A 26179-nucleotide genomic window follows, 5' to 3' on the forward strand; every position below is an offset into this window, starting at 1 on the left:
AGAGGGGCAGAGGAGAATAACCAATGCCCAATGCCCAATTCCCAATCCCTATTACTTCAATTCCAGGGTGACTTGCTGTAAGTTGCCGGTGAATGCAAAGGGTGTTTGGTAAGTATCTACCGCAGGAGTGCCAGTATCTTGACCAACATCAAAGGTTTCATCTAAACCAAATCGGTAGCCTATGGTTTTATCAATGCGACCTTCGGCAACCTGTTGATCGTTGATTGAAAGCTTACCAGTACCACCTGCTCCCGGAGCGCCACCATCATAAGTAAAGTCAAATTTGATTTGGGATTTACCGATCGCAATTGGTTGGGAAGATTGAATGATTGTGCGATCGCTATTTAACAAGTTGTAAGCAAAGGTGGGTTTACCTTCTTCTAAAAAGAAACTCCAACCCGCAAAACGTCCGCCTTGGGTAACTAAAACGCCTTCAGTACCAGATGAAGCAGCATCCACATCCGCAGTGATGCTAAAGGAGCGATTCTTAATATTGGGAGCGCTACCTTCGGGAATCCCTGCAACAGATGTGTAATAAGTAAACCTATTACGTCCTGTGATTAGGTTGGAACGGATTTTGACATCAAACCGTTGAAGTAAGCGATCGTCCAAGGGCAGAACTTTGTATTTCTTTGCTTCCTTCAGAAATAGATTTTGTAGTTGCGCTAATTTGTCAGGGTTCTGCTTGGCTAAATCGTCGGCTTCACTGAAGTCTTTGGTAATATCGTATAATTCCCAATTATCTTCATCGAAAGTGGTTTTGGAGACACGCTCCCAAGGTAAGCGTCCATGACGGGCGGCTGCTACCCAACCTCGATCGTAAATGCCACGATTGCCAAACATTTCAAAATACTGGGTTTTGTGATGGGATGGTACAGCAGGATCGTCAAAGCTATAAACAAGGCTAGTACCTTCGATGGGTTGTTGTTTTACACCGTTGACAACCTCTGGTTCTTCAATCCCCACAGCTTCCAGAATTGTGGGAGCAATATCAATTACATGATGGAATTGGCTTCGCAGTCCACCACGATTTTTGATACGATCGCCCCAAGCCACAACTAAACCATTGCGGGTTCCACCGAAGTGAGAAGCAATTTGTTTTGTCCATTGGAAAGGACTATCCACTGCCCAAGCCCAAGCTGCATGAAAATGATTGAAGGTTTTTGGCCCACCTAAATCATCAAAAGCCGCGAGAACTTCTTGAGGACTTTCTGCTACGCCATTAAAGACTTTTAATTCATTAACACTACCTGTTAAGCCGCCTTCAGCACTCGCACCATTATCGCCGGCGATGAAAAAGACTAAGGTGTTATCCAATTCACCAAGTTGATCGATCGCGTCAATAACTCTACCAATTTGTGCATCGGTATGGCTGAGGAAACCTGCAAATACTTCCGCCTGACGCGCATAAACTTTCTGCTCGGTGGGAGTGAGGGAATCCCAAGCCGGGAGTTCTGCCGGGCGAGGAGTCAGCTTAGTATCGGCGGGAATTACACCCAAGGCTAACTGACGAGCAAAGATGTCTTCGCGTAATTTATCCCAACCTCGATCAAATTTACCCTTGTACTTGTCGATCCATTCCTTGGGCGCATGGTGTGGGGCATGGGTAGCGCCAGTGGCAAAGTAGGTAAAGAAGGGTTTATCAGGAGCGATCGCTTGTTGGGTACGAATCCACTTAATTGCATGGTCTGCTAGATCGGGGGTGAGGTGATAATCAGGGTGATCGCTTGGTTTCTGAATATGTTGAGTATTTTCTACCAAGGCTGGACTCCATTGATTGGTATCACCGCCCAGAAATCCATAGAAGTACTCAAAACCTAAACCTGTCGGCCAGCGATCAAATGGGCCTGCTGCACTGGTTTCATAGTCTGGGGTATTGTGCCATTTGCCAAAGGCCGCTGTGTTATATCCATAGTCGCGCAATACTTCAGCGATCGTTGCCGCACTTCTAGGTAAAATCGCTGTATAACCTGGATAGCCTGTGGCTAATTCCTGAACCACACCTGTATTCACAGAATGGTGATTGCGTCCCGTGAGCAATGCGGCTCTGGTAGGAGAGCAGAGGGCTGTAGTGTGGAATTGGTTATAACGCAATCCCCTTTCTGCAAGACGGTCTAAATTAGGCGTATCGATCAGACCCCCAAAGGTGCTGGTTTGTCCAAAACCGACATCATCAAGCAACACCAGCAACACGTTTGGTGCATTTTCTGGAGCCTTAATGGGTTTGGGGAAGTCTGGTTCGGATTCTTTGTAAGTAATGCCAATTTTGCCTTTAAAAGATGGTTGGGGTAATGGCAATTTGTCGCCATAGTCCGCCCAAGCAGGTAGAGGTAAGAGACTAGAAAATATTAGCGTCAGGGCTGTCAAAAAGGCGATTCTCCTTCGGAGACGCTGCGCGAACGCACCAGAAGTTAACTTCAGAGATGCATACAAAGAATCGCTCTTGTGAGGATCAGTCATACAATTTTAGATTTTGGATTTATGAAAAAAGTGAAGGTTTAAAACCGTACTGCGTCCCGCTACGTTAACGCCCCTAGTGTCGGGCTTGATTCAATTGCGAATTGCGTTAGCGTAGCGGGGCGAAGCCCATTGCGAATTGCGAATTGGTAGTGTGCTGGAAGGCAAATTTTTAACTAGCCGAAACCCGATATGAGTAGTTCCCGTATCGGGTGATTCTGACTCCCGCGCTGCCGGACGGAAGCGGCTACAGTAATTGGGAGCGCAGAGATACGCTCCCCCCTTGATTACGTGTAACTTTGGTTCATCGGGCTTATTGGGATCAAAGCTTTGATTTAAGACAATAGGATTAATTTGATCGGATTTGCGATCGCCTCCAACTTGAAATAAATCAGTAGTCCATTCCCACACATTGCCGGTCATGTCATAGAGTCCATAACCATTGGGTGCAAAAGAACCGACAGGAGCAATGCCCAAGTAACCATCGGCTTTGGTGTTGAAAAAGGGAAAAATTCCTTGCCAAGTGTTGGCTCTATGTTCAGAATATTCATCGCCCCAAGCATAGGTTGCACCATCCAAGCCACCACGGGCGGCATATTCCCATTGGGCTTCGGTAGGTAGGGATTTTCTCGACCATTTAGCGTAGGCTAGGGCATCTTCGTAAGCTATGTGAACAACTGGGTAGTTAGATTTGCTAGCGATCGCACTGTCTGGCCCAAAGGGATGTTGCCAATTCGCGCCAGTAGTCCAATGCCACCAACTCAGAAAGGAAACTTGCTTAACGCCTGGTTTTGCCATCTCAAATACTAAGGAACCCGGTAATCGCTGCTCATCGGGTAAATCGGGAAACTGTTCTTGAGATAAGGGACGCTCTGCAACTGTCACATATCCTGTAAATTTGACAAATTCACTAAATTGTGCATTTGTTACCTCATATTTATCAATACAGAAGTTAGTCACCGTTACATCTCCAGGCGATCGCTCTTCCACAAAACTGGAATTATCAGACCCCATTTTGAACGTTCCTCCTGAAATCATCGCCATACCTTCGGGACAGGGATTAAGTGTAGCTGCCAATGCGGTTGTATTGATGAATAAGAGTGCGATCGCTATTCCCAAAATGAATATTAGTGTGAGAAAGTAATGTTTTTTCCCATCACTAACATTCTCAATTTTGCTATTTTTAATTGAATGCCTGTAGTTCATCAATAATAAGATTCAACTTTTCTTAAAACTTATATTATTTTGGATTTTAGATGAACAATCCCCTTTTTAGTTGTATTTTTTGGTAATCTATTTCTCGCATTAAATTATTTGTTGTCGAAAAATCTATATTTTATAACAATAGACATCTCCGAAAACTATCAAAATTCTAACTTTTTTGGATTCTAACAAAGCTTGTTTCTCATGATGTAACTGCTCCGCATTTTGGATTAATTGTTGTAACTGTTCATACTTCATACCAATTAATCACTTTGTTTCTTTCCGATTTTCCTCAATGTGATTCAGTATGTCACTCATATTTTTGTGTTAAAAAACTTTTCATGATGTTCTTTTACCACAAAATATACTATTTTGGAGATGTCTAATGATTTTTAAGAAAGGTTTCAATTTATACTATGCATAAACTGTTAACTATAAACTTAGGCTAATTTACAATAAATATCTTTACTTTGTGTTAAAGAACTTACAATAAATAAATTACCCAAATAAACGTAGACGCATACTTCTAGGTCGAAGCAAGCTACGCAGAGCGTCTCGTCACACGCTACCATAGAGGCACAGAAAAATGTGGAGGAGAGAATTTTTGAGCTATTTTTTATTTGAAATCTCCTAAAATACTAAAAACCGATCAATTTACCGATGTTTATCTAATATTGATAAATTACCTCTTGTGAAAACATAAGTCAAGCACTATATATATTTAGCTACGAAAAAGCTTAACACCACCTCAGTCAGAATTTACCTCTCGACTATATAGATGGACACCTGCCTAGAGCAGTAAATATTGCTGATACGGCCTTTCGTGGCCCTAGAGAAGGTCTACCAGTACAGTACTGGGACAATCAAAGATTAGGACAAATATTTGCCAATTCAGGAGTCACAAATAATAGCCGTGTACTCGTTTACTCTGATGGCAGAGATGTCTTAGGTGCAACGATGGTAGCTTATTTGCTGGAACGTTCTGGAGTAAGGGATATAGCCGTATTAGATGGTGGCTACAAAGGTTACGAAGCAGCATCCCAAACAGTAACTAAGGAATTTCCTCAATATAAAGTAGCTAAATTTACAGTTAAGGATAATCCTACTGTGCGTGTCTCTTTAAATGAGGTAAAAAAACTTATTGGTAACAAAGGCGTTACCTTCATCGACCCTAGACCCGCAGATTTATTCCAAGGTAAGGAAAATCTTTGGTTACGGAACGGACATATTCCTGGTGCGCGAAATATCCCTTGGCCAACCTTTACAGATGCAGAAAATCCTCACAAGCTCAAATCTTTAGATGAAATCAAGAAAATCCTAGCTGACAAGAAAATTACTCCTGCTGATGACATCATCGTTACTTGCAGCACAGGACGAGAAGCAACTCTACAATATGTGGTGTTAAAACATTTGTTGGGCTATCCCAAAGTTCGGGTTTATGAAGGTTCTTGGACTGAGTACAGCACTCAATCAGACCTACCTGTTGCTACTGGCCCAGAGCAGGTAAGTTAGGTTAGTAGGAGAATAGGCATAGGGCATAGATTCAGAAAGGATCTATATCTTTTCAACCTGGAGGATAAAATGATGAAATTCGCAATGCTATTTTTTGCCGTTTTACTAACTACTTTTGGCTTAGTAGATACATACCAAGCTAGTCAAGCTGACAATAATCTAGATCAAGATAGTTTGGTTGCTTGTAGACGGAGTAAAGACGGTCAACCAGCAGATCAAGAAAAAGACCGTTCTGGAGCTTAATTAGAAGAAGGTAGCAGACAGAAGGTTAAACAAACAGTAAAGGGTTGTGTCTCTTTAGACCAGTCAAGATTCTTCAATTTTTGTTAATGATTGCTCTTTGTAGGCAATTACACCAGACCCAACACTTAAACATGTGTTGGGTTTTGCTGCTTCATTTACTAACAGCAAGCTATATCTGACAAGATTAATTTTAAATTTTGAATTGAATTATGAGTAGTAGCGTTGAGAATATACATCCATCAGAATCCCGCTTATTACCTCCCCGACCACAAAAATTAGTGATGGCGATCGCATTAGCTATTTTTACAGGTGGAGTAGTTTTGTTAAGTAAATATGGCTGGCGACAAAGTGCGTTATTTATTATCGGTGGTTTGTTGGGTGTGAGCCTTTATCATTCTAGTTTTGGCTTTGCTTCTGCTTACCGTAAGCTGCTGGTAAACAGGGATGTGCGGGGGATATATGCTCAATTGGTGATGTTAGCGATCGCTACTGTGCTATTTGCGCCAGTGTTAGCTGCTGGTAAGGCTTTTGGTCAAGAAGTAGCAGGAGCGATCGCACCTGTGGGAATATCAGGAGCGATCGGAGCATTTATCTTTGGGGTAGGAATGCAATTAGGTGGAGCTTGTGGTTGCGGTACACTCTACACTATTGGCGGTGGTAGTTACACTATGCTCATCACCCTAATTACATTTTGTCTAGGTGCATTCTGGGCTAGTTTAACCAGACATCTTTGGGCTGGTTTACCAAAGACCCAACCAATTGTCTTAGGTGAAACTCTCGGTTGGACAGGTGCAGTAGTCTTACAGTTAGGGATATTGCTGTTGTTAGCAGGGTTGCTTTGGTTTTGGAGTAAACAGGGAAAACCATCATCAAGAGAACATCCCTCACCAACTTACTCTCGATTTTTCTCTGGCCCTTGGCCACTATTTACAGGAGGAATAGCCTTAGCTGTACTCAATTGGTTAACACTGCTTATTTCTGGAGAACCTTGGCGCATTACCTGGGGATTTGCTTTGTGGACAGCTAAAATCGCTACATTTTTGGGCTGGAATCCCTCTACAAGTAGATTTTGGGATGGTGATATAGCATTATCAAATAGTGTACTTGCAGATGTAACCTCCGTTATGAATCTAGGAATTATATTAGGAGCATTATTAGCCGCCGCCCTAGCAGGGAAACTCAGACTACAAACTCAAATTACCTCATCAAAAGTTATTGCCACAGTGATTGGTGGATTGCTCATGGGTTATGGTGCTTTTACTGCCTTTGGGTGTAATGTCAGTGCTTTTTTCAGTGCTATAGCTTCCACTAGCCTACATGGTTGGGTTTGGATTATTTGCGCTTTGTTTGGAACTGCTGTTGGTATTAAACTGCGCCCTCTGTTCCATCTGCCAAGTTAAGAGACTGACTGTTATATTTGCAAAAATGAGATGCTCCTCAGAACGATAACTCAGCAGATGGGGACTTAACGCAGGAATGTTAATATACTAAAAGCCGATAGACTTATGATTGTTTGTCAAAATATTCTCTATGTCTGAAAAATATCGCTTTGAAACATTGCAAGTCCATGCGGGACAAGAACCAGATGTAGGAACTAATGCCCGCGCTGTACCGATTTATCAAACAACGTCATACGTTTTCGATGATGCGGATCATGGGGCGCGATTGTTTGCGCTGCAAGAGTTTGGCAACATTTACACGCGGATCATGAATCCGACAACGGATGTATTTGAAAAGCGAATTGCTGCTTTAGAGGGGGGTGTAGCAGCGTTAGCTACCTCTAGCGGTCAGGCGGCGCAGTTCTTGGCTTTAAGTACGATCGCACAAGCTGGGGATAATATTGTTTCCACCAGTTTTTTATATGGGGGAACCTATAACCAATTTAAAGTTGCTTTACCACGTTTAGGGATAAATGTCAAATTTGTCGAAGGAGACGAGGTAGAAAAATTTCGTCAGGCGATCGACGATCGCACAAAAGCATTGTATGTGGAAACCATCGGCAATCCCCAATTCAATATTCCCGACTTTGTTGCCTTAGCCCAAATTGCTCATGAAAATGGGATTCCCCTGATTGTCGATAATACCTTTGGGGCTGGCGGATATCTGGCTCGACCAATTGAACACGGTGCAGATATCGTAGTCGAATCTGCAACTAAGTGGATTGGTGGTCACGGCACTTCTATCGGTGGCGTAATTGTCGATTCTGGCAAATTTGACTGGGGTAATGGCAAATTTCCCGTCTTTACTGAACCATCCCCCGGTTATCATGGGTTGGTTTTTCAAGAAGTATTTGGTGTAGGTAGTCAATTTGGTAATATTGCCTTCATTATCCGTGCCAGAGTAGAAGGGTTAAGGGATTTTGGCCCCTCATTGAGTCCATTTAACGCCTTTCTATTATTACAGGGATTAGAAACTCTTTCTCTGCGTGTAGACCGCCATGTGAGCAACGCTTTAGAATTAGCCCAGTGGTTAGAAAAGCAACCACAAGTAGCATGGGTCAATTATCCAGGACTTCCCCATCACCCTTATCATGAACGAGCCAAAAAATATCTCAGACACGGATTTGGCGGTGTCTTAAATTTTGGTATCAAGGGCGGATTAGAAGCGGGTAAAACCTTTATTAATCATGTCAAATTAGCAAGTCATTTAGCAAACGTTGGGGATGCTAAAACCCTCGTTATTCATCCTGCTTCCACAACCCATCAACAACTAAGTGATACGGAACAACTTTCCGCCGGTGTGACATCTGATTTGGTGCGTGTATCAGTGGGTATTGAACACATCGACGATATCAAAGAAGATTTTGAGCAAGCATTTCAATTTATTAGTCATTAGTCATTGGTCATTTGTCATTGGTCATTTGTCATTATTCTCTTATGCCTCGTCAGTTCCCCTATTCCCCAATACAGTTCAGATAAGACCAAAACACTTGTAGAGACGGCGATTTATCGCGTCTCGAAAACCCAAAATTTTTGCCAGTAGCCCTTAACTGAACCGTATTGCCCTATTCCCTATTTCCTATTCCCTATTCCCTGTTCTAGATGAATTATCAGCACTTCATTTCACCACAAACTCAGTATTATCATTTGCCGATGCCATTTGAGTTAGAAAAAGGTGAAGTTTTAACTGGGGTTCAGGTCGCTTATCGGACTTGGGGAAAATTAAACTTAGAAGGCGATAATGGAGTGTTAATTTGTCATGCTTTAACTGGTTCGGCTGATGCGGATGACTGGTGGGAAGGTTTGTTAGGTTCAAAAAAAGCACTGGATAGCGATCGCGATTTTATTGTATGCAGCAATATTTTGGGAAGTTGTTATGGCACTACCGGAGCAACTAGCATCAATCCCCAAACAGGAATCCGTTATGGCGGCTCATTTCCAGCGATTACGATTCGGGATATGGTTCACTTACAAGCTGCACTGATTAAATATTTGGGAATTAAATCTTTACAGCTAGTCATTGGCGGGTCACTCGGTGGGATGCAGGTACTAGAATGGGCATTATTATATCCAGAAATTGTACAGGCGATCGCACCTATAGCCACTTCCGGTAGACATTCAGCTTGGTGTATTGGGTTGAGTGAAGCTCAAAGACAAGCTATCTATGCTGATCCCAATTGGCTTGGGGGTGAGTATACATCAGAACAGCCACCAAACCAAGGATTAGCTGTAGCGCGGATGATGGCGATGAGTGCTTACCGTTCTTGGCAGACCTTTACAGATCGTTTTGGACGACAGTATGATGCTTCTGCTGACCAATTTGCGATCGCTAGCTACTTACAACATCATGGTCAAAAGCTAGTACAGAGATTTGATGCCAATACTTACATCACTCTCACTCAAGCAATGGATAGTCATGATATTGCTCAAGGTCAAGACTATAAATCTGTTTTGCAAAGCATTGAACAACCTGCTTTAGTTGTTGCTATTGATTCTGACATTCTTTATCCGCCGATAGAACAACAAGAATTAGCAGATTTAATTCCTAATGCTCAACTAGGTTTGCTGAAATCAATTTATGGTCACGATGCTTTTTTAATTGATATAGAAGCCCTGAATGAGCTATTAATTAACTTTCGACAAGCTTTCATACTCTTCCTCGTTATTAAACTCGCGCTCGGCTATCAATTTTAATTAGCATCTGAAGCGCGTGTAGGTTATTAAGAAAAATGTAGATAGTGAGTATCATGAAGTTTCTGGAAAATCTTCATAATTAATCTGATGAAAAATAATCCATTTAAGCTGATACCGGCCTGTTACTTAATTTTGATTAAGGATGACAAAATATTACTTATTAGACGTTTTAACACAGGATATGAAGATGGAAACTATAGTGTTGTTGCCGGTTTAGTAGATGGAAATGAAACTTTTGTCCAGGCTATAGTCAGAGAAGCAAAAGAAGAAGTGGGAATAGATTTAAATATACAAGACTTGGAAGTAGTTCATATTATTCATCGCAAAGATTCTGGGGAGGAATGGATTGATGCTTTTATTTTGGCAAATAAATGGAAATATGAACCTGAAAATATGGAGCCTCAAAAATGTGACGACTTAGGTTGGTTTGAAATTGAAGCTCTTCCCAAAAATATAGTTCAATACGTAAAACACGCAATTGAAAATATAAAAAAAGGAATCTTTTATAGCGAGTATGGTTGGTAATTTACACCATTGGTTAAAAGTAGTTGGAAAACTGCAAAATTTTAGAGATTTTTCCTCATATTCGCCTCAATTACTTGCTGTTAACGGCATGATGAAAGGAGAAACACTTTCATAAGCTTTAGCTGCTTGCAAGACTAGTAAATCTTGATATTTTGCAGCAACAATTTGTATACCTACAGGCAAACCATTTTTGGTGAAGCCACAAGGTACAGATGCAGCAGGTTGCTGTGTGAGATTAAAAGGATAAGAAAAAGGCGACCAATCTCGTTGCGGATTGTCAATATATGACAGGGGTCGATTTTGTCCAACAGGAAAAGCAACTACAGGTAAGGTGGGAGTAATCAGTAAATCATAGTTTTGATGAAATCTTTGCATTTGTCTTGCCAAAGCTTCCCGCGCATCTTGGGCGCTGAGATATTCTGCTAAAGTGAGGCGATCGCCTATTTGAGCAATACTCTGCAAACCTTCTTCAATTACAGCTTGTTGTTCTGGACTAAAGCCACGTAATAACTTAGATGCGCCAGCTTGCCAAAAAGTTTGAAAAATCAGGCGAGGATTTACAAAACCTGGATCGACTTCTTCGACAATCGCACCGAGTTTGGAAAAAACATCTACTGCGGCTTTAACTAAAGCAGCTACCTCTGAATCAACTTCAGCGTAGCCAAAGTTAGGACTGTAAGCAATTCTCAATCCGGCTACACCTTTATCTAAATCAGAAGTATAGTCTTGTTGATCATCTGGTAAAGCATACCAATCACGCACATCAGGATGGGCAATAACATTTAATGCGACAGCTGCATCAGTGACAGTGCGAACCAAAACGCCAACATGAAACAAATTTCCCGTATGGGCTGATGGATAGCCAGCCACACGTCCAAAAGTCGGTTTGAAACCAAACACACCTGTTAACGCCGCCGGTGTTCTGGATGATCCGCCGCCATCTGTACCGAGATGCAGTGTTCCCATTCCCAATGCAGCAGCGACAGCCGCCCCACCACTACTTCCTCCAGGAGTCAAGTTTAAATTCCAGGGATTGCGAGTGATACCAGTTAGTTGACTTTCGGTGACACCTTTCCAACCAAATTCAGAGGTTGTGGTTTTTCCTAATAAAACTGCTCCCTGTTCCCGTAAACGGGCTACCGCAGGTGCATCTTCTTCCCAAGGTTGATTGACGATAATCGCTTTACTTCCTCGGCGCGTTGGCAAACCCTTGGTTAACAGTAAATCTTTAGCAGTAAAGGGTATTCCATCCACCAAGCCAAGGGGATTTCCATTTAACCAACGCACTTCTGAAGCTTGGGCTTCAGCCAAAGCAGTCTTTTCATCTACGATCGCAAAGGCGTTAACTGAGTTATTGTAAGTATTGATTCGTTCTAGGGCTGCTTTGGTGACTGCAACTGGTGACAATTGGCGATCGCCATAGAGCGATAACAGTTGAGAAGTAGATAAATCGGCAATTTCTGACATAATTTTAGGTTTTAGATACTATGTGAGCGAGACTGAGAAATGGTAGCTAGAGATATGCATTCCCTGCTTCATGTAAAATCGATGTGCAGCAAATCTTTGAACTCCAGATTCCAGCCCAATTTCGTTGCAGCCATTTAAACGAGCATAGTTGATGAGCCATTCAAACACCTTTTCACCAAATCCACGCGATCGATGCAACTCATCAGTCACTAAATCATCAATATATAAATATTTTCCATTAGACAAACATTCCGATATTCTGAACCCAGCAACACAGTGCAATTTTCCAGCTTCTTCTAGATAACAAAGCTGATAACCATAATCAACATTCTGGCGCTGAACCTGCTGAATAAATCCTTGCTCAGTCAGATGTGAACGCAATTGCTTGATAATTGGGAAACATTGCAGTATTTCACTCTCCTCACTTGCTATTCTGATGTTGCTCACACGTCCTCCGTATGCGTAACGAAAACCGATTAAGTAGCCACGTTAACCAGTGAATTACCGACTGTCCTCAAGCAGAAAGCTGAGAAACTAGAAGCCCAACCAGTGCTGGCGTAAGCTAGATAGTTTTAAACTAGGCTGTGAAATATCTACGCAGCCTGGTTTTTAAAAGTTGCATTAAGTGCGATGAGCGAAGCTTAAGCCTATGGCGATCGCAATTTTTCTAAAAACCTCACTGGCTGGAGAAGCTTGTTCACTAATTGCGATCGGATTTCCAGTATCTCCACCGCTACAAATGCGGGGATCAATGGGAATTTGTCCCAACAGAGGCGCAAGTAATTCTGCGGCCAGTTGTTCACCACCACCACTACCAAAAATCGGTGTGCGTGAACCACAATCACCGCAAATTAAATAACTCATATTTTCAATAATGCCAAGCACAGGAACACCCACTTGGCGAAACATATATATATTACGTCGTACATCTGCAACAGCCACTTGTTGAGGAGTCGTCACTAAAATGACTCCGCAAATTGGGCTTTCTTGGATAATTGTAATTTGAGCATCACCTGTACCAGGAGGTAAATCTATCAATAAATAATCTAATTCGCCCCATTCTACATCTTGCAAAAATTGCGTGATAATTTTATGCAATACAGGCCCCCGCCATGCTAAAGGGCGATTTGCTTCTGCAAGTAAACCCACTGACATTATTTTTATTCCTTGAGCTTTTAGAGGTAAAAACTTATCACCTGTGGGAGTATTAATCACTTGAATATCAGCTTTCCCTAAACCTAACATTTGGGGAATATTGGGGCCATAAACATCAGCATCTAATAGTCCTACTTTTGCACCTTGTAATTGTAAAGCTGCGGCTATATTAACGGCTGTTGTGGATTTACCCACACCACCTTTACCGCTAGAGATGCCTAGAGTTGTTCTCACGCCAGGAATTGTACAAATTTGAATATAAGTTTTTTTACACCAAGATAGAAATGACAATTTAGATTGAATTTCTGGCTGTAATTGGTGCTGATGAGAACCAATATATAAACGTAAGTAAATATAGTCATCAACTATGCGTAAGTTTCGTACCATTCCTAAACTAACGATGTCATTATTTAAGGTAGGTTCGATAATCTGCTTGAGCAATTGGACGATTTCTTGCTGATGTGCTGTAGTCATATCTTCTGGATGTTAGCTAAATATTGCAGAGATAATTTACCATTTATTCCACATTTACCCGGCTTTCTCACAAGCTTCGCGATCGCTATAGCGTAGATGCGTTGGCGTAGCCTCTCGTAGAGAAGCAGCTTGTCGTCAGACATCGCTACAATCAAACGATTGTGAACTTGATGCCAAAGGTCAGGCTGTTCCAAATACGGGTTCATTCCAGGAAATGGATTTACCATTGCACTTTACCTTAGTTATTCACTGCTCCCTTGAGACTATTCTATCTGTTTTAATCTTCTGAATTGCCCGTTGCGCTTGGATCGACACTTCTTTGTCAGGGTCATCTAAGGCTTGTTGCAGTGGGTTAATAACATCAGGATGAGCTAAATTACCAAGTGCGATCGCAGCTTCTTTGCGAACATCTGCATATTCATCTGTTAATGCTTGGATTAATCTCGGTATAACTTGAATATCTGGGATTTTTTGCAAAGCTTGTGCTGCTGATTTGCGTACTTGCCAATGTTCATCACTTAAAGCTATTTCTAATGCTGAAGTTGCTTGTTGATTTTCATGAATAGCCAGAGATTTGGCTGCATTACGGCGAACTTGCCAGTTGCTATCATTTGTAAGTGCTTGACAAAGTATTGTAATCACTTCTGCATCTTGTAAATGTTCTAAAGTTAAAGCAGCAGCACGACGTACACTTGCTTCCTCATCAAAGATTAAATTTAAAGCTTGTGGACATTTTTCTAGTTGATTGATATATCGCAGTGTCGTAACGGCTGCTTCTCTTAACTCAGGATTTTTTGATTCTAAAAATGGTAAAATTTCGGGTAAAGATTGAATATCATGTACCTTCCGCAAAAGCACTAAAATATTTAATTGAAGATTTATATCATTACTTTGGAGTTTATCTAGTAAAAGTAACAATTCATCTTGTGTAACTAACTCGTTTAATGCTGATGCAGCTTCAGTGCGAATATCTGTATCTGCTGAACCGAGGCTTTCAATTAAGGCAGGGATGGCAACGGGATTAGCAATTTCCCAAAGAGCAGCGATCGCTATTTTCTGAACAGCAATATTTTCATCTTTCAAAGCGATAATTAAAGCGTCTATTGTTTCTTCATCGCCTAAATGTTGTAAGGTTTTGACGGCTACTAAGCGGTCATTTACATCAGGAGATCGCAGCATTTCTAGCCAATCTTTGAGGTCATCATTCATTAATTTTTACCACAGAGGCACAGAGTTACAGAGAATCTTTAACGTAATAAAAAGGGAATTTGTACTGTAATTGCATTAGTAGGACATTCTTTTTCACAAGGTAGACAAAACCAACACTCATCATATTTCATGTAAGCTTTGCCTGTCTCTGGATTTTTCGCCAACACATCTAAAGGACAAACCTCAATACAAGCTGTACATTTTTCTAAACATTTCGATTCATCAACGATGACAGGAACATCTATTCTTTGTGTGATTAAAGCCATACATTTATTACTCCCTAATTCAATTAATAAACTTTAAACGAAAAATTCTAATCCTTCCCACGGAGATGCTTTAGCAGTTTTGATTCTGGTGTCTAAATCAGAAGCATGAATTTCCAGTTTATGGTCATTTGGATCAAGGAAATACAAAGAAGCACCTTCGGATTGATTTTCTTGCCAAATTTTTGCCCCTGATTGTTGAATGTGTTGGCTAAGAATAGGAAAATCTTCAATAGAAACAGTCAGACCAATATGGGTATATTCAGGTATAGGACTTTCTCGAACTTTCTGGTCTAAAATCAATGCCAACCAAATGTCACCAGCCGAAAGATAAGCACCTTTAGTCCATTTTGCCAGTAAGCGAAAACCTAGCACATTGGTATAGAAAGTGAGAGATTTCTCTAAATCTCTGACAGATAAAGTAATGTGGTTAACTCCAGTAATCATTTTTTAAGTTATTTACTCTTGAGACTGCAATTTTTTATAGAATGTCACCGACTGTTTGATATTCGTATAACCAATTTTTTCATAAAAAAAGTGAGCCTCTTTACGTTTAATATTAGAACGGAGTATGACTCCTTCACAGCCAAGCATATTAGCCCACTGTTCAACTTGTTGCATTAAAAGCCTTCCAATTCCATTATGTCGATAATTTTTATCTACCACTAAACCGAAAATGATTGCTTGGGTAGGAATAATTATTAATTCTGAAATATGAGCGTGTGCCCAACCAATTACATATTCATCTTCTAGAGTGGCAACATACACAAGATGAGCATCGTTATTTTTAATTTTAGTAAGGCGTTGCTCTATTTGTTGATTTGTCACAGAATACTCAAGTTGTTCGCAAAGACTAGCAATTCTTTCTACATCTTTAATCTCAGCTTTTCTAATTTTAATTGTCTGACCTATAGTCATTTTAATTGTCATAAGTTTAAAACACATTTATTCAGTTATTCAATGTTGCGCGGATAAAACGATAACCCAAATCAATCTCCATTAAATTACGAACATCACCATATTTATTTACCCATTCACCACTACTTAAATCTGCTGCCAATAACTGTAATCCTTTATTTATTAAATCTTGATTGCCTAACGCAAAAGATGATATTCCCGCACGTACTTCTGGTTGAAGATATAACTCTGGTCGTCTCCAGGCTGCTGCTGCGAATAAATCAGATAAATCGTATGGTAACAAAAGTGGTATAGCTTCAACACGCCTTTTAGTACTCCTTTGAATTAAATTAATCTGTTCGTTAAGTGGTAAAAATCGTAAAGCATCTTCCCACAAAAACGGAAAATAATCATAAAGCCATATTTTCTGAGCAAACCTAATATCAAAACTTAGCAAAATGATTGCTCCATCTCTAATAATTCGTTGCATTTCTTGAAACGCTTTTTCGAGATGAGTAAAGTGATGAATTGCTAGGATACTTACAACGCCATCAACAGACTTATCTGGTAGAGGTAAATTTTCTGCATAGCCAGTGAACCACTTAACTTGTGGATGTTTTACTGCTTGTTGTTGCATTATTAAAGAAGGTTCAATAGCATTAACAAGAAATCCTCTGTTAGCTAGGGCTAAACTGTAACCACCAGTACCAGCACCAATATCAGCAATAATGCTACCTTTGGGTAAATTGAGTAAATCAATTAGTTGATTTACAATGCGGATATCAGGAATGCGAGTTTTTGAATATTGTTGACCAATTGAGTTATAAATAGACATATTTCTTATAAAATAAAACAAATAATTTAAGATTGAACTTTAAATGAATAAAGAATCTGTTAGTTAACCAATTCTACCAATTTTAATAGTTCACATATCATAAACTTTGGTTGCACTTCCTGTATTAAATTCTGGTTTTTTCGGTTGTAATAGCAAAAATCAATATTAACTTGCATTGCTCCCGCATAGTCATGAGTGAGAGAATCTCCTACGTAAAGGACTTCTGCTGGTGTTAAATCTAATTTCGATAACGCATGATGAAATATTTCAGGAGGTGGTTTAGCAAAACCAATTGCTTCAGAAACTACAATTTCCTCAAAAAAATGCTCAATTCCCGCAGCTTGCATTCTCGGTATTTGCGATGATACAAAACCGTTGGTGATGACAGCCAAACGATAACTACGTGCAAGAGCGTTTAATACTTCATTTACATCAGGTTCCATTACGGCTGAATTATTAAAAATATGCCAAAAACTTTGACTAATATTACTACTTTTATCTGTTTGTATATCTAAGTGAGCAAATGTATCTCGATAAGACATCTCTATTAACTCATCAGGAGAAAAAGTTTCTCGCTGACTCCAATACTTGGAATTATAAGTTTCATATACTTGAAGAAAACTAGTTTCATTTATTCCATGTAAGTCTAAAGATATTCCACAAACTTTCAGCGCTCCGAGTATAGCTTGGCGTTCACATAGCTCAAAATTTAATAGTGTATTATCGAGATCGAAAATTATTACTTTATAACTCATTCAATTATTTAATTCACGAAAAGGCTTTTTTAGATAGTTGAAATTTTTCTAATTATTTTTAGTATCTCTCTGAAATCTTGACTATAAAGTTTATAATTTTTATCATTAGGCTTCCTGACTAAAATTGCTTGTATATCCGCCCGCAATGCTCCAGCAATATCAGCATGATAGCTGTCACCTATCATTACACATTCTTTCTTTTCAATATTTAAATCATTGATGACATAATCATAAAATTTGAGGCTTGGTTTCTCATGTCCAATTTTCCCCGATGTATATATGCCTTCAAAGTATTTTGTAATATTTAGTTTGTCTATAATTTCGTGCAGTTCAGGTATATGATTTGAGAGAATTATATTTTTATAATTATTTGTAATTGCATCTTGCAAAGTAGAAATTACATCATCATATAAATGCCATTTTTCTAAGTCTTTATATTCATTCTGGACTTGGGAAGCATATTTTATTGCCTGAGTTCTATTTATTCCTACTTTTTCATATATTTCTGCAAAATATTCATTCATATACTCCCACCATGTTTTCCCATTCAACAATAAACTATGGGGAGTTTCAGGAGAGTGCCAAGTAAAGCCAATATTCACAAATGGTCGAATATCTTCTACATCTATATTGTGAATTCCATGATGTTGTAATATGGAATGCAAAGTTTCACTCCACATTCCGTCACGATAACCTAGTGTATGATCAAAATCCCAAAATAGATATTTCATATTTATTTAACTGCTATATTGTAGGCTTCATGATGTAAATTTACGTCCACAATATAAGGATCTACAGGACGTTTAAACAATATCATTTGCTCTGATTCATCTTTTTTTAAGTTGACGTGACAAAACCACTCATCATCATTCTTTTCAGGATAATCTAAGCGGTAATGATAAAGTCCCCAACGAGTTTCTTGACGATATAAGGATGCTCTAGCTGCCATTTCTGCACAGTCTCTAATAAAATGAACTTCCAAAGAACGCATTAATTCATGGGGGTCACGAGCGCCCATTATATCTAATGTTTGTTGATATTGGACAAAATGTTTCAGACCAATCTCAATTTTATTGCCTGATTTTGGTGGTTGCAGATAATCATTAACTAACCGTCTTAATTTGTATTCAACTTGAGTATGAGGTACACCATTGGGACGTGTTAATGGTGCATAAATTCTGGCTTTTTCAGCTTCTAAAAAATCTGTATCTGGTTCGATAAAATCTAAATCTTCGATATATTCAATAGCATGAGTCCCGGCTATGCGACCGAAAACAAATGCCCCAATCATATAATTATGCGGAACGCTGGCCATGTCTCCGGCTGCATATAAACCGGTGACAGTTGTTTGAGCGTTTTCATTCACCCACACACCAGAAGCACTATGACCACTACATAAGCCAATTTCAGAAATGTGCATCTCTATGCCGTGGGTGCGGTAATCTTCATTTCTACCTTGATGAAACCGTTCTCTACTTGGTCGTTCATTTGCCCAAAGTATGGATTCAATTTCGGCAATTGTATCTTCATCAAGATGGGTCATTTTGAGTTGGACTGGCCCTTTCCCAGAATTTAATTCTTTCCAGATTTCCAACATCATTTGACCACTCCAATAGTCGCAGCTAATGAAGCGATTTCCTTCGGCGTTGGCTGTATGTGCGCCAAAAGGCCCAGCAACATAAGCACAGGCGGGGCCGTTGTAGTCTTTGATTAAAGGATTAATTTGAAAACATTCAATATTACTAAGTTCTGCACCTGCATGATAAGCCATTGAATAGCCATCCCCGGCATTAGTAGGATTTTCATAAGTGCCGTAGAGATAACCGGAAGCGGGTAATCCTAATCTGCCGCAAGCACCTGTACATAAAATGACTGCTTTAGCTTGAATGACAATATAATCACCATTTCTGACATCAAATCCTACTGCACCAATAGCACGTCCTTCTTTGATTAATACGCGGGTTGCCATAACGCGATTTGTCACTTTGACTTTGTGGCGTTTGACTTGGCGAGTGAGAATTGTTTTGAGGTCTTTTCCTTCTGGCATAGGTAAGACATATTTACCCACACGATGCACTTGTTTTAGGTCATAGTTGCCTTGGGCATCTTTTTGAAATTTCACGCCCCAACTTTCTAATTCTTGGATAACTTCGTAACCTAATTTGCCTGTTTGATATACGGCTTTTTGGTTGACAATACCATCGTTAGCAAGGGTGATTTCGCGGACGTATTGTTCTGGGGTAGAATGACCGGGAATAACTGCGGTATTCACTCCATCCATACCCATTGCGATCGCACCACTCCGTCGGATGTTAGCCTTTTCTAAGATCAGCACCTCTGCATCAGGATTGGCTTGTTTGGCTTTAATTCCAGCCATTGTACCGGCCGTACCGCCACCGATGACAAGTACATCCGTTTTTATTTGTTGGGTGTTGATGTCCATAAGCTTTTGGGAGTAGAGAGGGACTTCTAAGATTTATTACCGTTCCAAACAATATCTTTGACTTGGATTTGCTTAGGAACTAGCTTGATTTTGTAAAAAGTATCGGCAATGTTTTGTTGCTGAGTGATTACTTCATCTGTTAGCGGTAAAACACCATACTTTCGTCGTTTTTCGGCAATTTCTAATGCTGCTGCGGGAATACCTAACTCTGGTTCTAAAAACTTGGCAACTTCTGCTGGATTATTTGTTGCCCATTTATCTACAATGCTTACTTCATCTAACAGGGTTTTCAACAAATCTGGGTGAGATTTAACAAACTCTTGACGCGCAAGATAGTAACCCCGATTCGGTGCTAAATTTGTTGCATCTGTTAATTTTCTAACCTTTGTGTCGTGTTCAACTGCTGCTAGGTAAGGGTCCCAAATTGCCCAAGCATCAACATTACCACCAGTAAATGCAGCACGGGCATCTGCTGGTGTTAGATGTGCTGGTTGAATGTCACTATACTTTAATCCGGCAGCTTCTACAGCTTTGACAACAAGATAGTTACTGTTCGAGCCTTTAGCAAAGGCTACTTTTTTCCCTTTAAGGTCAGCAACCGTTTTAATTGGTGAATCTTTAGGTACAATAATTGCTTCAGCTTTGGGACTCCAAGGATCGTAAGCAACATAAACCAAGGGAGTACCTCCGGCTTGGGCAAATATTGGTGGTGATTCACCTGTATAGCCAAAGTCAATACTACCTGCGTTCATTGCTTCTAGCATCGGTGGGCCGGCGGGAAATTCTGCCCATGTCACCGAAGCACCAGCAGTCGTTAAAGTTTTTGCTAAATTACCTCGGTTTTTGAGAGCGCTGAGAATAGTCGCCGCTTTTTGATAGCCGATACGAACTACCACACCTTGTTTTGCTGTCTGTGTTGCTACAGAATTACCTGTATTGGTGGCAGAACACGCAGATATCACAAAAGTCAAACTTAACCCACAGGTAAAGAATAAGGCAAATATGCCAATTCTGGATATTTCATAATTTTGAAGAAGGCTGCTGACAATCTTCATCAGTCGATTTGGTAAATACTTAGTGAGCATAAGTACATTTAAACTACAATCAATATAAATACTACGATAATTCGGGCAATTTACCGTATTTTGCTCATAGAATATTCACATAGATAAGCCGCAAATGCAAGCTCCAAAAATTGTGATCGCATTCCTTAGTGTGTATTAGCTAGCTGTTGAACTTTTTCTCCAAATCTTCCTTTGCCCTTAGAAGACTGAGAGAACCAAACTTTTGATGACCAATACGAACTACCTTTTCTGGGTCTTGACCTATGCTAAATGACGGCATAGATGCGTAAATTACCGAATTATTTGGAGAACAAGCAGAAATTATCAAACTCAAGCTGAGACTAACAGCAAATAGAAAGGTAAATGTTTTGTTTGAATGCTGTTTGAATAAACCTATCTATAATTTTGTGGAATTTTAATACAAGTGCAGAAAAAACATCCTGATTTATAAACATTTTGCCCTTAATTTAAAATATGGAAAATTTATACTTAAAAAGTATTAAAGGCTTAACTAACTTTCATTAGAATTATTGAGAGTATTACAAACTACAGTAAGCTGACGAATTTAAGGTAGTATCTAGCTAAAGAATGATATCTTTCTGCTTCAATTATTGTTTTCTGAGAGTGATGGAAGAGCGCTAACTAGGGGAAAAGCGTTGTATGTTGAGTACAGGACTTACGCAAAATAATAGAAAAACGAACGCATACTCCTACGGGGATCTTGCTACGCGCAGCGTCTCGTAAGAGTTGTACACAAAGAAATGAGAGTTTCAGAGAGTTATTGCGTAAGTCTTACCAATAAAGAGATAACGTAACTATTGATTCTAGCTAAAACCGCCATGAACCCTAGTTTTTTAACTGCCCATACTACAACCGCGATCGCTATTGTTGGCGGAGGTTTTAGTGGTTCTCTAGTTGCTACCCACCTATTGAAAACTGCTAGTCAACCCCTCACCATTAAGCTGATTGAGCGTAGCGATCAAATTGGCAAGGGAATCGCCTACAGCACAGATACCAACTGTCATTTGCTAAATGTATCGGCAGGCAACATGAGTGCATTTGCCCATGATCCAGGGCATTTGTTACGTTGGCTTCAGCACAACCGCGATGAGTTAACAGTATTTTTTTCAGAAGAAGTAAATGCCAGTACCTTCATACCTCGTAAGGTTTATGGTTTATACATTCAATCGGTTTTAGCAGAAGCAGAAGCCACAGCACCCAGTGATGTGCGACTAGAACGCTTGACCGATGAAGTGGTAGGAGTACAGCCTGAAGAAAAAGGCGCAATGATTTCTCTACGTAGTGGTCGCTGTTTTGCGGCAGACAGAGTTGTGTTGGCATTGGGGAACTCACCTTCTGCACCCCCCGCTATTCAAAACCCAAATAGTAATGATGATTATCTGCGGAATGCTTGGTCAGCCGATGCCCTAGCAGACCTTGATGCTGATGCACCTGTGTTGCTAATTGGTACGGGGCTGACAATGGTGGATATGGTTCTATCTCTGAGCGATCGCCAACATCGGGGTAAAATTTATGCTGTGTCCCGACGAGGATTATTTCCCCTCAAACATCAAGCGGCTCAACCTTATCCCTGCTTCTTGACGCTAGAAAATTCACCAAAAAGTGTGCGTTCCTGGTTACGTCGGCTACGTGCCGAGGTGGAAATTGCTGCTGCCCAAGGCTACGACTGGCGAGCAGTAATTGATTCTCTGCGCCCCATAAATCAGAAAATCTGGCAAAAACTACCGACGGAGGAACAGCAACGTTTTTTGCGTCATTTGACACCCTATTGGGACGTGCATCGTCACCGCATTGCCCCAGAAGTAGCAAATGTTGTCACTGAAATGCTAGATTCTGGTCAACTCACCATCTCTGCTGGGCGGATTCGGGAATATCTTGCTTTACCTGATGGTGTAGCAGTGACTGTATCCCAACGCAAAACCCAAACTAATCATACCTTCCACGTTCGCCGGGTGGTGAATTGTACAGGGGTGGCAGCAGATTATCGCCGATCGCCTCATCCTTTGATTACTAATTTGCGATCGCAGAAATTAATTCGCCCCAATGCCATCGGTTTAGGATTAGATACAGATACCCACGGTGCTTTGTATGCAGCAGACGGTAACGTTTCGACGCTGTTTTATACCTTGGGAACCCCGCGCAAAGGCGACTTGTGGGAAACTATCGCCGTTCCAGAATTACGGGGACAGGCGCAGGAATTATCTAAGGCGTTGTTGCAGTCGCTACCAGTGCGTGTGCGCCCTATTCCAACGATGCCTTTGTTAAACGATGGCAGTGCAGAGATACCGCAGTCAACTTTCTTATTTCGGCAATTTTTTGACCCTGCAACTAGTAGTTATACTTACTTAATTGGCGATCGGCAGACAGGAGATGCTGTTCTAGTCGATCCTGTATTAGAGCAAGTTGACCGCGATTTGGAATCATTGGATGAACTGGGATTAAAGCTACGCTACTGTCTAGAAACTCACCTTCATGCCGATCACATCACAGGGGCAGGTAAACTGAGGCAACAAACAGGTTGTGAGGTGATTGTTCCTCAAAATACTGCTGTGACAAAAGCCGATCGCTCCCTTGTCGGTGGCGAAATCTTAGAGGTGGGATCGGTAATCATCGAAACGATTTTCACACCAGGACACAGCGCTAGTCACATAGCATATTTGGTGAACAAAACACATCTGTTAACTGGTGATGCCTTATTTATTCGTGGTTGTGGACGCACAGATTTTCAGGGGGGCGATCCTGGAACCTTATACGATGTGGTGACACAACGCTTATTCACCTTGCCAGATGAGACTTTGGTGTATCCTGCCCATGACTATAAAGGGCGCACTGTTTCCACCATTGGCGAAGAAAAGCGGCTTAATCCTAGATTTAGCGTTCGCGGAGCGACTCGGAACGAGTATCGCAGTCGCAGCCAATTTATTACCATCATGAATAATCTCAAATTGAGTTATCCCCAGAAGATGAATGCAACAGTACCGGCGAATGAATACTGTGGTGATTTTATTCCTCAAGAAAGCTTAGACCAAGCTACGAGTTCGGCAACAGATGAAGAACAGAAACAAATAGAACTCACAGTTATGACTAATACAGAAATTTACAATGATTACTTTGCTATGTATATCTAGAGCAGAGTGAAAATCAAGGGCTAGTGAGGCACTGAGTCCACTACCAGCCCCAACAATCAATGTAATATTTGTTTGGCATACCCCCAATTTCTCCCTCAAATGATTAACACAACAAACAATTTACTAAAGCTGTACTAAACAAGCTCCTGACTTTTAGTCAACCATGCTCCACGGTTCGAGCAAAAAATTCCTGCAAGACAGGGCAGAACAAATCCTAGAGTAGTCAAAAAACCTCGTCCAAAGTTTCCATCTAGAAAACCAATCCACATTCTACTTTCGCTAGTTTTTTATCTCCTCAGGCTTATAGTGTGGCGGCTATTACTATCGCCAACGGCAGTAATAATGTAGGCATTTATATGCCCTTATTTGCTAATAGTACTTTTTCTGAGTTGCTAGTGATTATTGCAGTCTTCTTGTTACTGGTAGGTGTTTGGTGTTACGTAGCTTATAGATTAACCTGTCAGAAGTCGCTCGCAAATTTGCTAACCCGTTACGGCAATAATTTTGTTCCTTTTGTCTTGATAGGTTTAGGTGTGTTTATTATCTTAGACAGTGCTTCATTGACTCCAACTGCTTTGACAGCTACTTGTCTATGTTTAATGGGACTAATCAAAATAATCCAAACTTCTAAATTCAAAGCACAAAGTTTGTAATTTTCAAGGGATATGAAAAAATTTCCCCTTTATCAAAAATTATGCAAAAATATTGAAAAAGCTTCTTTAAGCGCTTACCAGTAATAAAATGCTCCGCCGTCGCTTTTGCCTTGAAGGCGAAAGCGCCAAAGATATAGTCGTGTAGCCAAAATATCCTTGATACGGTGAGGCAGCGCGCAGAAAGGGGGTTTCCCTCATGAGCGACTGCGGAACCTCGTTTGCGGAGCGTCTCCGCAGGAAAAGGGGCGGGGCTTTTTATTTCTTGAATCTCCCTTATGTTGGCAATAATTTTGCTTTTTAACTCTTTTACTCAAGTGTTAAGCAGCTAAAAGCTTCCTTCGCTGATTACAAAAATCTCAAACCAGGGAGAAAAATATGCAGTTCATCAAAATTATTCTTGTCGCTCTCGTGTTTATTGTGAATTTGACAATTGCTCAACCTTCTTGGGCAGGCAAAGATTTCACCAAAGGAACTGATTATGCTGAGGTAACTCAGGAACTCAATCAACTTTTAAATCTGAAAGATAACCCTGAACAAGCTGGCTATACACCTGAGCAATTTCAAGCCCGACTATCACAATTGCAGTCTCAGAAATATGTGATCGAAACAGCTAGAAAACGAGCGCAGTGCTTTAATCAAACCGGTAAAACTTTGGGTATCTACGCCAATAAACCGAAAAAATATCCAACTCAACTTTACTTCTTAGCAGCAGGGGAAATTACAGATGATGATTGGGATTGTGATGGTATCTACATACCCGCAGGTACTCAGGTAGTTTTAAGTCCTAATACTGAAGTACAAGAGTTAACCCAACCCATTGCTGTCAAGTTTGTCGATGGTACACAGTCCATTGCTAAAACTAATCCAGCTACTGGTGCAATTGAATTGAATGTTGCACCTGCCAAAGTCTTCAAAGCTGGTGAAGGCAACTGGTTGCTACCTACGTTATCTCAGGCAGATATTGACGCGCAAGTTCCTAGTCCACAAATCATTGACTAATGTTTGCTAGGCATTCAATTTTGATGCGATAAGCGCGTCAATTCTAATTCTACTAAATAATACTTTACCCCTCCTAACCAAGAGGGGTTTTTAATTAATAGGAGATTGAAGAGCAATTTTAATATAGTTAGCGACGAATTAGTGGACGTAAATCAACCGCCGAATTGCGTGATTTTGGGCAATATCAAGTTCTCTTCATCGCTGAAAATGAAAAACAGCTACTTGCACAAATTCAGCAAGTACCTATAACTGAGTATAAAACTCAACGCCGTAGATTAGCTTTGGCAGAAGTTCCTCACTAACAAAAACGTCGCCTTCGTCGTCATCCAGTTCGCACAATACAAACTTTGCTCAAATAGTTCAGATGGGAATACTAAAAATCTTTCAGAAAAAGATTGTTGGGCAACTTTAGTAACAGGACACCATAATAAACCTTCTCGTGCTAACAGACGATTCAACTCTTGAATGCCAGGGATTTTCGCCACAACAGTGTTAAAACTGCTGCCACCATTAAGGATAAATTTAGAACTCTGTCTCGTAATCCTAACTGTTTATAATATTTTTGTTGGGCAAAAACTGCTGGGGTTAATAAAGCTTTTAAGTGTTTAGCAATCGCTTCATTATCTATAGTAGGAGTATTATGTCGGTGTGGGTGGTCAGAATTTTGTTTTGGTCACTTGGGAATGGTGGGAAACTAAACTTTTCATTACCTCATTTGATAATTGAATTTACCTAAAAAGTGA

General features: G+C 40.4%; 21 protein-coding genes and 4 pseudogenes. 9 read left to right on the forward strand and 16 right to left on the reverse strand.

Going from position 1 to position 26179, the window contains the following annotated elements; all coding sequences use genetic code 11:
- Positions 1-51 precede the first annotated feature (51 nt).
- The gene (locus HUN01_RS02070) at positions 52-2460 is read right to left on the reverse strand and encodes an arylsulfatase (protein ID WP_238845457.1); all 2409 of its coding nucleotides are present in this window, start codon (positions 2458-2460) and stop codon (positions 52-54) included.
- A gap of 90 nt (positions 2461-2550) precedes the next feature.
- On the reverse strand, positions 2551-3663 hold the full coding sequence (locus HUN01_RS02075) for a formylglycine-generating enzyme family protein (RefSeq protein WP_181927439.1): 1113 nt from the start codon (positions 3661-3663) through the stop codon (positions 2551-2553).
- A 759-nt stretch (positions 3664-4422) separates the two neighbouring features.
- On the opposite strand from HUN01_RS02075, the pseudogene HUN01_RS02080 reads away from it, so the two are divergent.
- From HUN01_RS02080 to HUN01_RS02105, 6 genes and pseudogenes are all read left to right on the forward strand, one after another.
- Positions 4423-5172: pseudogene (locus HUN01_RS02080) on the forward strand (sulfurtransferase); the annotation flags it as partial.
- A 69-nt stretch (positions 5173-5241) separates the two neighbouring features.
- Entirely contained in the window at positions 5242-5415 is a 174-nt protein-coding gene (locus tag HUN01_RS02085; RefSeq protein ID WP_181927480.1) for a hypothetical protein, read from the forward strand.
- A 209-nt stretch (positions 5416-5624) separates the two neighbouring features.
- Positions 5625-6815: a YeeE/YedE family protein gene (locus tag HUN01_RS02090; protein ID WP_181927440.1), complete on the forward strand. Its 1191-nt coding sequence runs from the start codon at positions 5625-5627 to the stop codon at positions 6813-6815.
- A 130-nt stretch (positions 6816-6945) separates the two neighbouring features.
- Complete coding sequence (locus HUN01_RS02095) at positions 6946-8250, forward strand: O-acetylhomoserine aminocarboxypropyltransferase/cysteine synthase family protein (RefSeq protein WP_181927441.1); 1305 nt, start codon at positions 6946-6948, stop codon at positions 8248-8250.
- Positions 8251-8456: 206 nt separating this feature from the next.
- Positions 8457-9548 carry a homoserine O-acetyltransferase MetX gene (gene metX / locus HUN01_RS02100; protein ID WP_181927442.1) on the forward strand — a complete coding sequence of 364 codons (1092 nt, stop codon included), beginning with the start codon at positions 8457-8459 and terminating at the stop codon, positions 9546-9548.
- Between the two features lie 87 nt (positions 9549-9635).
- Entirely contained in the window at positions 9636-10073 is a 438-nt protein-coding gene (locus tag HUN01_RS02105; protein WP_181927443.1) for an NUDIX hydrolase, read from the forward strand.
- Positions 10074-10139: 66 nt separating this feature from the next.
- Here HUN01_RS02105 and HUN01_RS02110 read toward each other — a convergent pair whose 3' ends face one another.
- From HUN01_RS02110 to HUN01_RS02170, 13 genes and pseudogenes are all read right to left on the reverse strand, one after another.
- Complete coding sequence (locus HUN01_RS02110) at positions 10140-11540, reverse strand: amidase (protein ID WP_181927444.1); 1401 nt, start codon at positions 11538-11540, stop codon at positions 10140-10142.
- Positions 11541-11558: 18 nt separating this feature from the next.
- On the reverse strand, positions 11559-11987 hold the full coding sequence (locus tag HUN01_RS02115; RefSeq protein WP_181927445.1) for a GNAT family N-acetyltransferase: 429 nt from the start codon (positions 11985-11987) through the stop codon (positions 11559-11561).
- A gap of 174 nt (positions 11988-12161) precedes the next feature.
- Entirely contained in the window at positions 12162-13169 is a 1008-nt protein-coding gene (locus HUN01_RS02120; RefSeq protein WP_181927446.1) for an Mrp/NBP35 family ATP-binding protein, read from the reverse strand.
- 74 nt (positions 13170-13243) lie between these two features.
- Positions 13244-13396, reverse strand: a pseudogene (locus tag HUN01_RS02125) (DUF4058 family protein); the annotation flags it as partial.
- A gap of 19 nt (positions 13397-13415) precedes the next feature.
- The gene (locus HUN01_RS02130; protein WP_181927447.1) at positions 13416-14378 is read right to left on the reverse strand and encodes a HEAT repeat domain-containing protein; all 963 of its coding nucleotides are present in this window, start codon (positions 14376-14378) and stop codon (positions 13416-13418) included.
- A gap of 38 nt (positions 14379-14416) precedes the next feature.
- Positions 14417-14644, reverse strand: coding sequence for a 4Fe-4S dicluster domain-containing protein (locus tag HUN01_RS02135; protein WP_069068766.1), 228 nt, complete (start codon positions 14642-14644; stop codon positions 14417-14419).
- 33 nt (positions 14645-14677) lie between these two features.
- Positions 14678-15088 carry a VOC family protein gene (locus HUN01_RS02140; RefSeq protein WP_181927448.1) on the reverse strand — a complete coding sequence of 137 codons (411 nt, stop codon included), beginning with the start codon at positions 15086-15088 and terminating at the stop codon, positions 14678-14680.
- 12 nt (positions 15089-15100) lie between these two features.
- Positions 15101-15571 carry a GNAT family N-acetyltransferase gene (locus HUN01_RS02145; RefSeq protein WP_181927449.1) on the reverse strand — a complete coding sequence of 157 codons (471 nt, stop codon included), beginning with the start codon at positions 15569-15571 and terminating at the stop codon, positions 15101-15103.
- A gap of 19 nt (positions 15572-15590) precedes the next feature.
- Positions 15591-16373: a class I SAM-dependent methyltransferase gene (locus HUN01_RS02150; protein WP_181927450.1), complete on the reverse strand. Its 783-nt coding sequence runs from the start codon at positions 16371-16373 to the stop codon at positions 15591-15593.
- 59 nt (positions 16374-16432) lie between these two features.
- Positions 16433-17128: an HAD family hydrolase gene (locus HUN01_RS02155; RefSeq protein WP_181927451.1), complete on the reverse strand. Its 696-nt coding sequence runs from the start codon at positions 17126-17128 to the stop codon at positions 16433-16435.
- A 29-nt stretch (positions 17129-17157) separates the two neighbouring features.
- Entirely contained in the window at positions 17158-17859 is a 702-nt protein-coding gene (locus HUN01_RS02160; protein ID WP_181927452.1) for an HAD family hydrolase, read from the reverse strand.
- Between the two features lie 2 nt (positions 17860-17861).
- Positions 17862-19571: a fumarate reductase/succinate dehydrogenase flavoprotein subunit gene (locus tag HUN01_RS02165; RefSeq protein WP_181927453.1), complete on the reverse strand. Its 1710-nt coding sequence runs from the start codon at positions 19569-19571 to the stop codon at positions 17862-17864.
- A gap of 26 nt (positions 19572-19597) precedes the next feature.
- A complete protein-coding gene (locus HUN01_RS02170; RefSeq protein ID WP_238845460.1) occupies positions 19598-20626 on the reverse strand; it encodes a sulfonate ABC transporter substrate-binding protein in 1029 nt (342 codons plus the stop codon).
- Between the two features lie 848 nt (positions 20627-21474).
- Between HUN01_RS02170 and HUN01_RS02175 the strand changes: the two genes are divergently transcribed.
- The 3 genes and pseudogenes from HUN01_RS02175 (at position 21475) to HUN01_RS02185 (ending at position 25436) form a co-directional block, all read left to right on the forward strand.
- The gene (locus HUN01_RS02175; protein WP_181927455.1) at positions 21475-23784 is read left to right on the forward strand and encodes an FAD/NAD(P)-binding protein; all 2310 of its coding nucleotides are present in this window, start codon (positions 21475-21477) and stop codon (positions 23782-23784) included.
- A 269-nt stretch (positions 23785-24053) separates the two neighbouring features.
- A pseudogene (locus tag HUN01_RS02180) lies at positions 24054-24437 on the forward strand (cadmium resistance transporter); the annotation flags it as partial.
- Positions 24438-24812: 375 nt separating this feature from the next.
- Entirely contained in the window at positions 24813-25436 is a 624-nt protein-coding gene (locus HUN01_RS02185) for a hypothetical protein (RefSeq protein ID WP_181927456.1), read from the forward strand.
- A 347-nt stretch (positions 25437-25783) separates the two neighbouring features.
- Here the strand turns inward: HUN01_RS02185 and HUN01_RS35150 are convergent.
- Positions 25784-26064, reverse strand: a pseudogene (locus tag HUN01_RS35150) (IS4 family transposase); the annotation flags it as partial.
- Positions 26065-26179: the final 115 nt, after the last annotated feature.

The organism is Nostoc edaphicum CCNP1411 (assembly GCF_014023275.1).
Taxonomy (GTDB): Bacteria; Cyanobacteriota; Cyanobacteriia; order Cyanobacteriales; family Nostocaceae; genus Nostoc; species Nostoc edaphicum_A.

Bases quoted from the DNA above. Each gene is read 5' to 3' on its own strand.
- HUN01_RS02070 (WP_238845457.1), bottom strand. From the start codon at position 2,460: ATGACTGATCCTCACAAGAGCGATTCTTTGTATGCATCTCTGAAGTTA.
- HUN01_RS02075 (WP_181927439.1), bottom strand. From the start codon at position 3,663: ATGAACTACAGGCATTCAATTAAAAATAGCAAAATTGAGAATGTTAGT.
- HUN01_RS02085 (WP_181927480.1), top strand. From the start codon at position 5,242: ATGATGAAATTCGCAATGCTATTTTTTGCCGTTTTACTAACTACTTTT.
- HUN01_RS02090 (WP_181927440.1), top strand. From the start codon at position 5,625: ATGAGTAGTAGCGTTGAGAATATACATCCATCAGAATCCCGCTTATTA.
- HUN01_RS02095 (WP_181927441.1), top strand. From the start codon at position 6,946: ATGTCTGAAAAATATCGCTTTGAAACATTGCAAGTCCATGCGGGACAA.
- metX (WP_181927442.1), top strand. From the start codon at position 8,457: ATGAATTATCAGCACTTCATTTCACCACAAACTCAGTATTATCATTTG.
- HUN01_RS02105 (WP_181927443.1), top strand. From the start codon at position 9,636: ATGAAAAATAATCCATTTAAGCTGATACCGGCCTGTTACTTAATTTTG.
- HUN01_RS02110 (WP_181927444.1), bottom strand. From the start codon at position 11,540: ATGTCAGAAATTGCCGATTTATCTACTTCTCAACTGTTATCGCTCTAT.
- HUN01_RS02120 (WP_181927446.1), bottom strand. From the start codon at position 13,169: ATGACTACAGCACATCAGCAAGAAATCGTCCAATTGCTCAAGCAGATT.
- HUN01_RS02130 (WP_181927447.1), bottom strand. From the start codon at position 14,378: ATGAATGATGACCTCAAAGATTGGCTAGAAATGCTGCGATCTCCTGAT.
- HUN01_RS02135 (WP_069068766.1), bottom strand. From the start codon at position 14,644: ATGGCTTTAATCACACAAAGAATAGATGTTCCTGTCATCGTTGATGAA.
- HUN01_RS02140 (WP_181927448.1), bottom strand. From the start codon at position 15,088: ATGATTACTGGAGTTAACCACATTACTTTATCTGTCAGAGATTTAGAG.
- HUN01_RS02145 (WP_181927449.1), bottom strand. From the start codon at position 15,571: ATGACAATTAAAATGACTATAGGTCAGACAATTAAAATTAGAAAAGCT.
- HUN01_RS02150 (WP_181927450.1), bottom strand. From the start codon at position 16,373: ATGTCTATTTATAACTCAATTGGTCAACAATATTCAAAAACTCGCATT.
- HUN01_RS02155 (WP_181927451.1), bottom strand. From the start codon at position 17,128: ATGAGTTATAAAGTAATAATTTTCGATCTCGATAATACACTATTAAAT.
- HUN01_RS02160 (WP_181927452.1), bottom strand. From the start codon at position 17,859: ATGAAATATCTATTTTGGGATTTTGATCATACACTAGGTTATCGTGAC.
- HUN01_RS02165 (WP_181927453.1), bottom strand. From the start codon at position 19,571: ATGGACATCAACACCCAACAAATAAAAACGGATGTACTTGTCATCGGT.
- HUN01_RS02170 (WP_238845460.1), bottom strand. From the start codon at position 20,626: ATGAAGATTGTCAGCAGCCTTCTTCAAAATTATGAAATATCCAGAATT.
- HUN01_RS02175 (WP_181927455.1), top strand. From the start codon at position 21,475: ATGAACCCTAGTTTTTTAACTGCCCATACTACAACCGCGATCGCTATT.
- HUN01_RS02185 (WP_181927456.1), top strand. From the start codon at position 24,813: ATGCAGTTCATCAAAATTATTCTTGTCGCTCTCGTGTTTATTGTGAAT.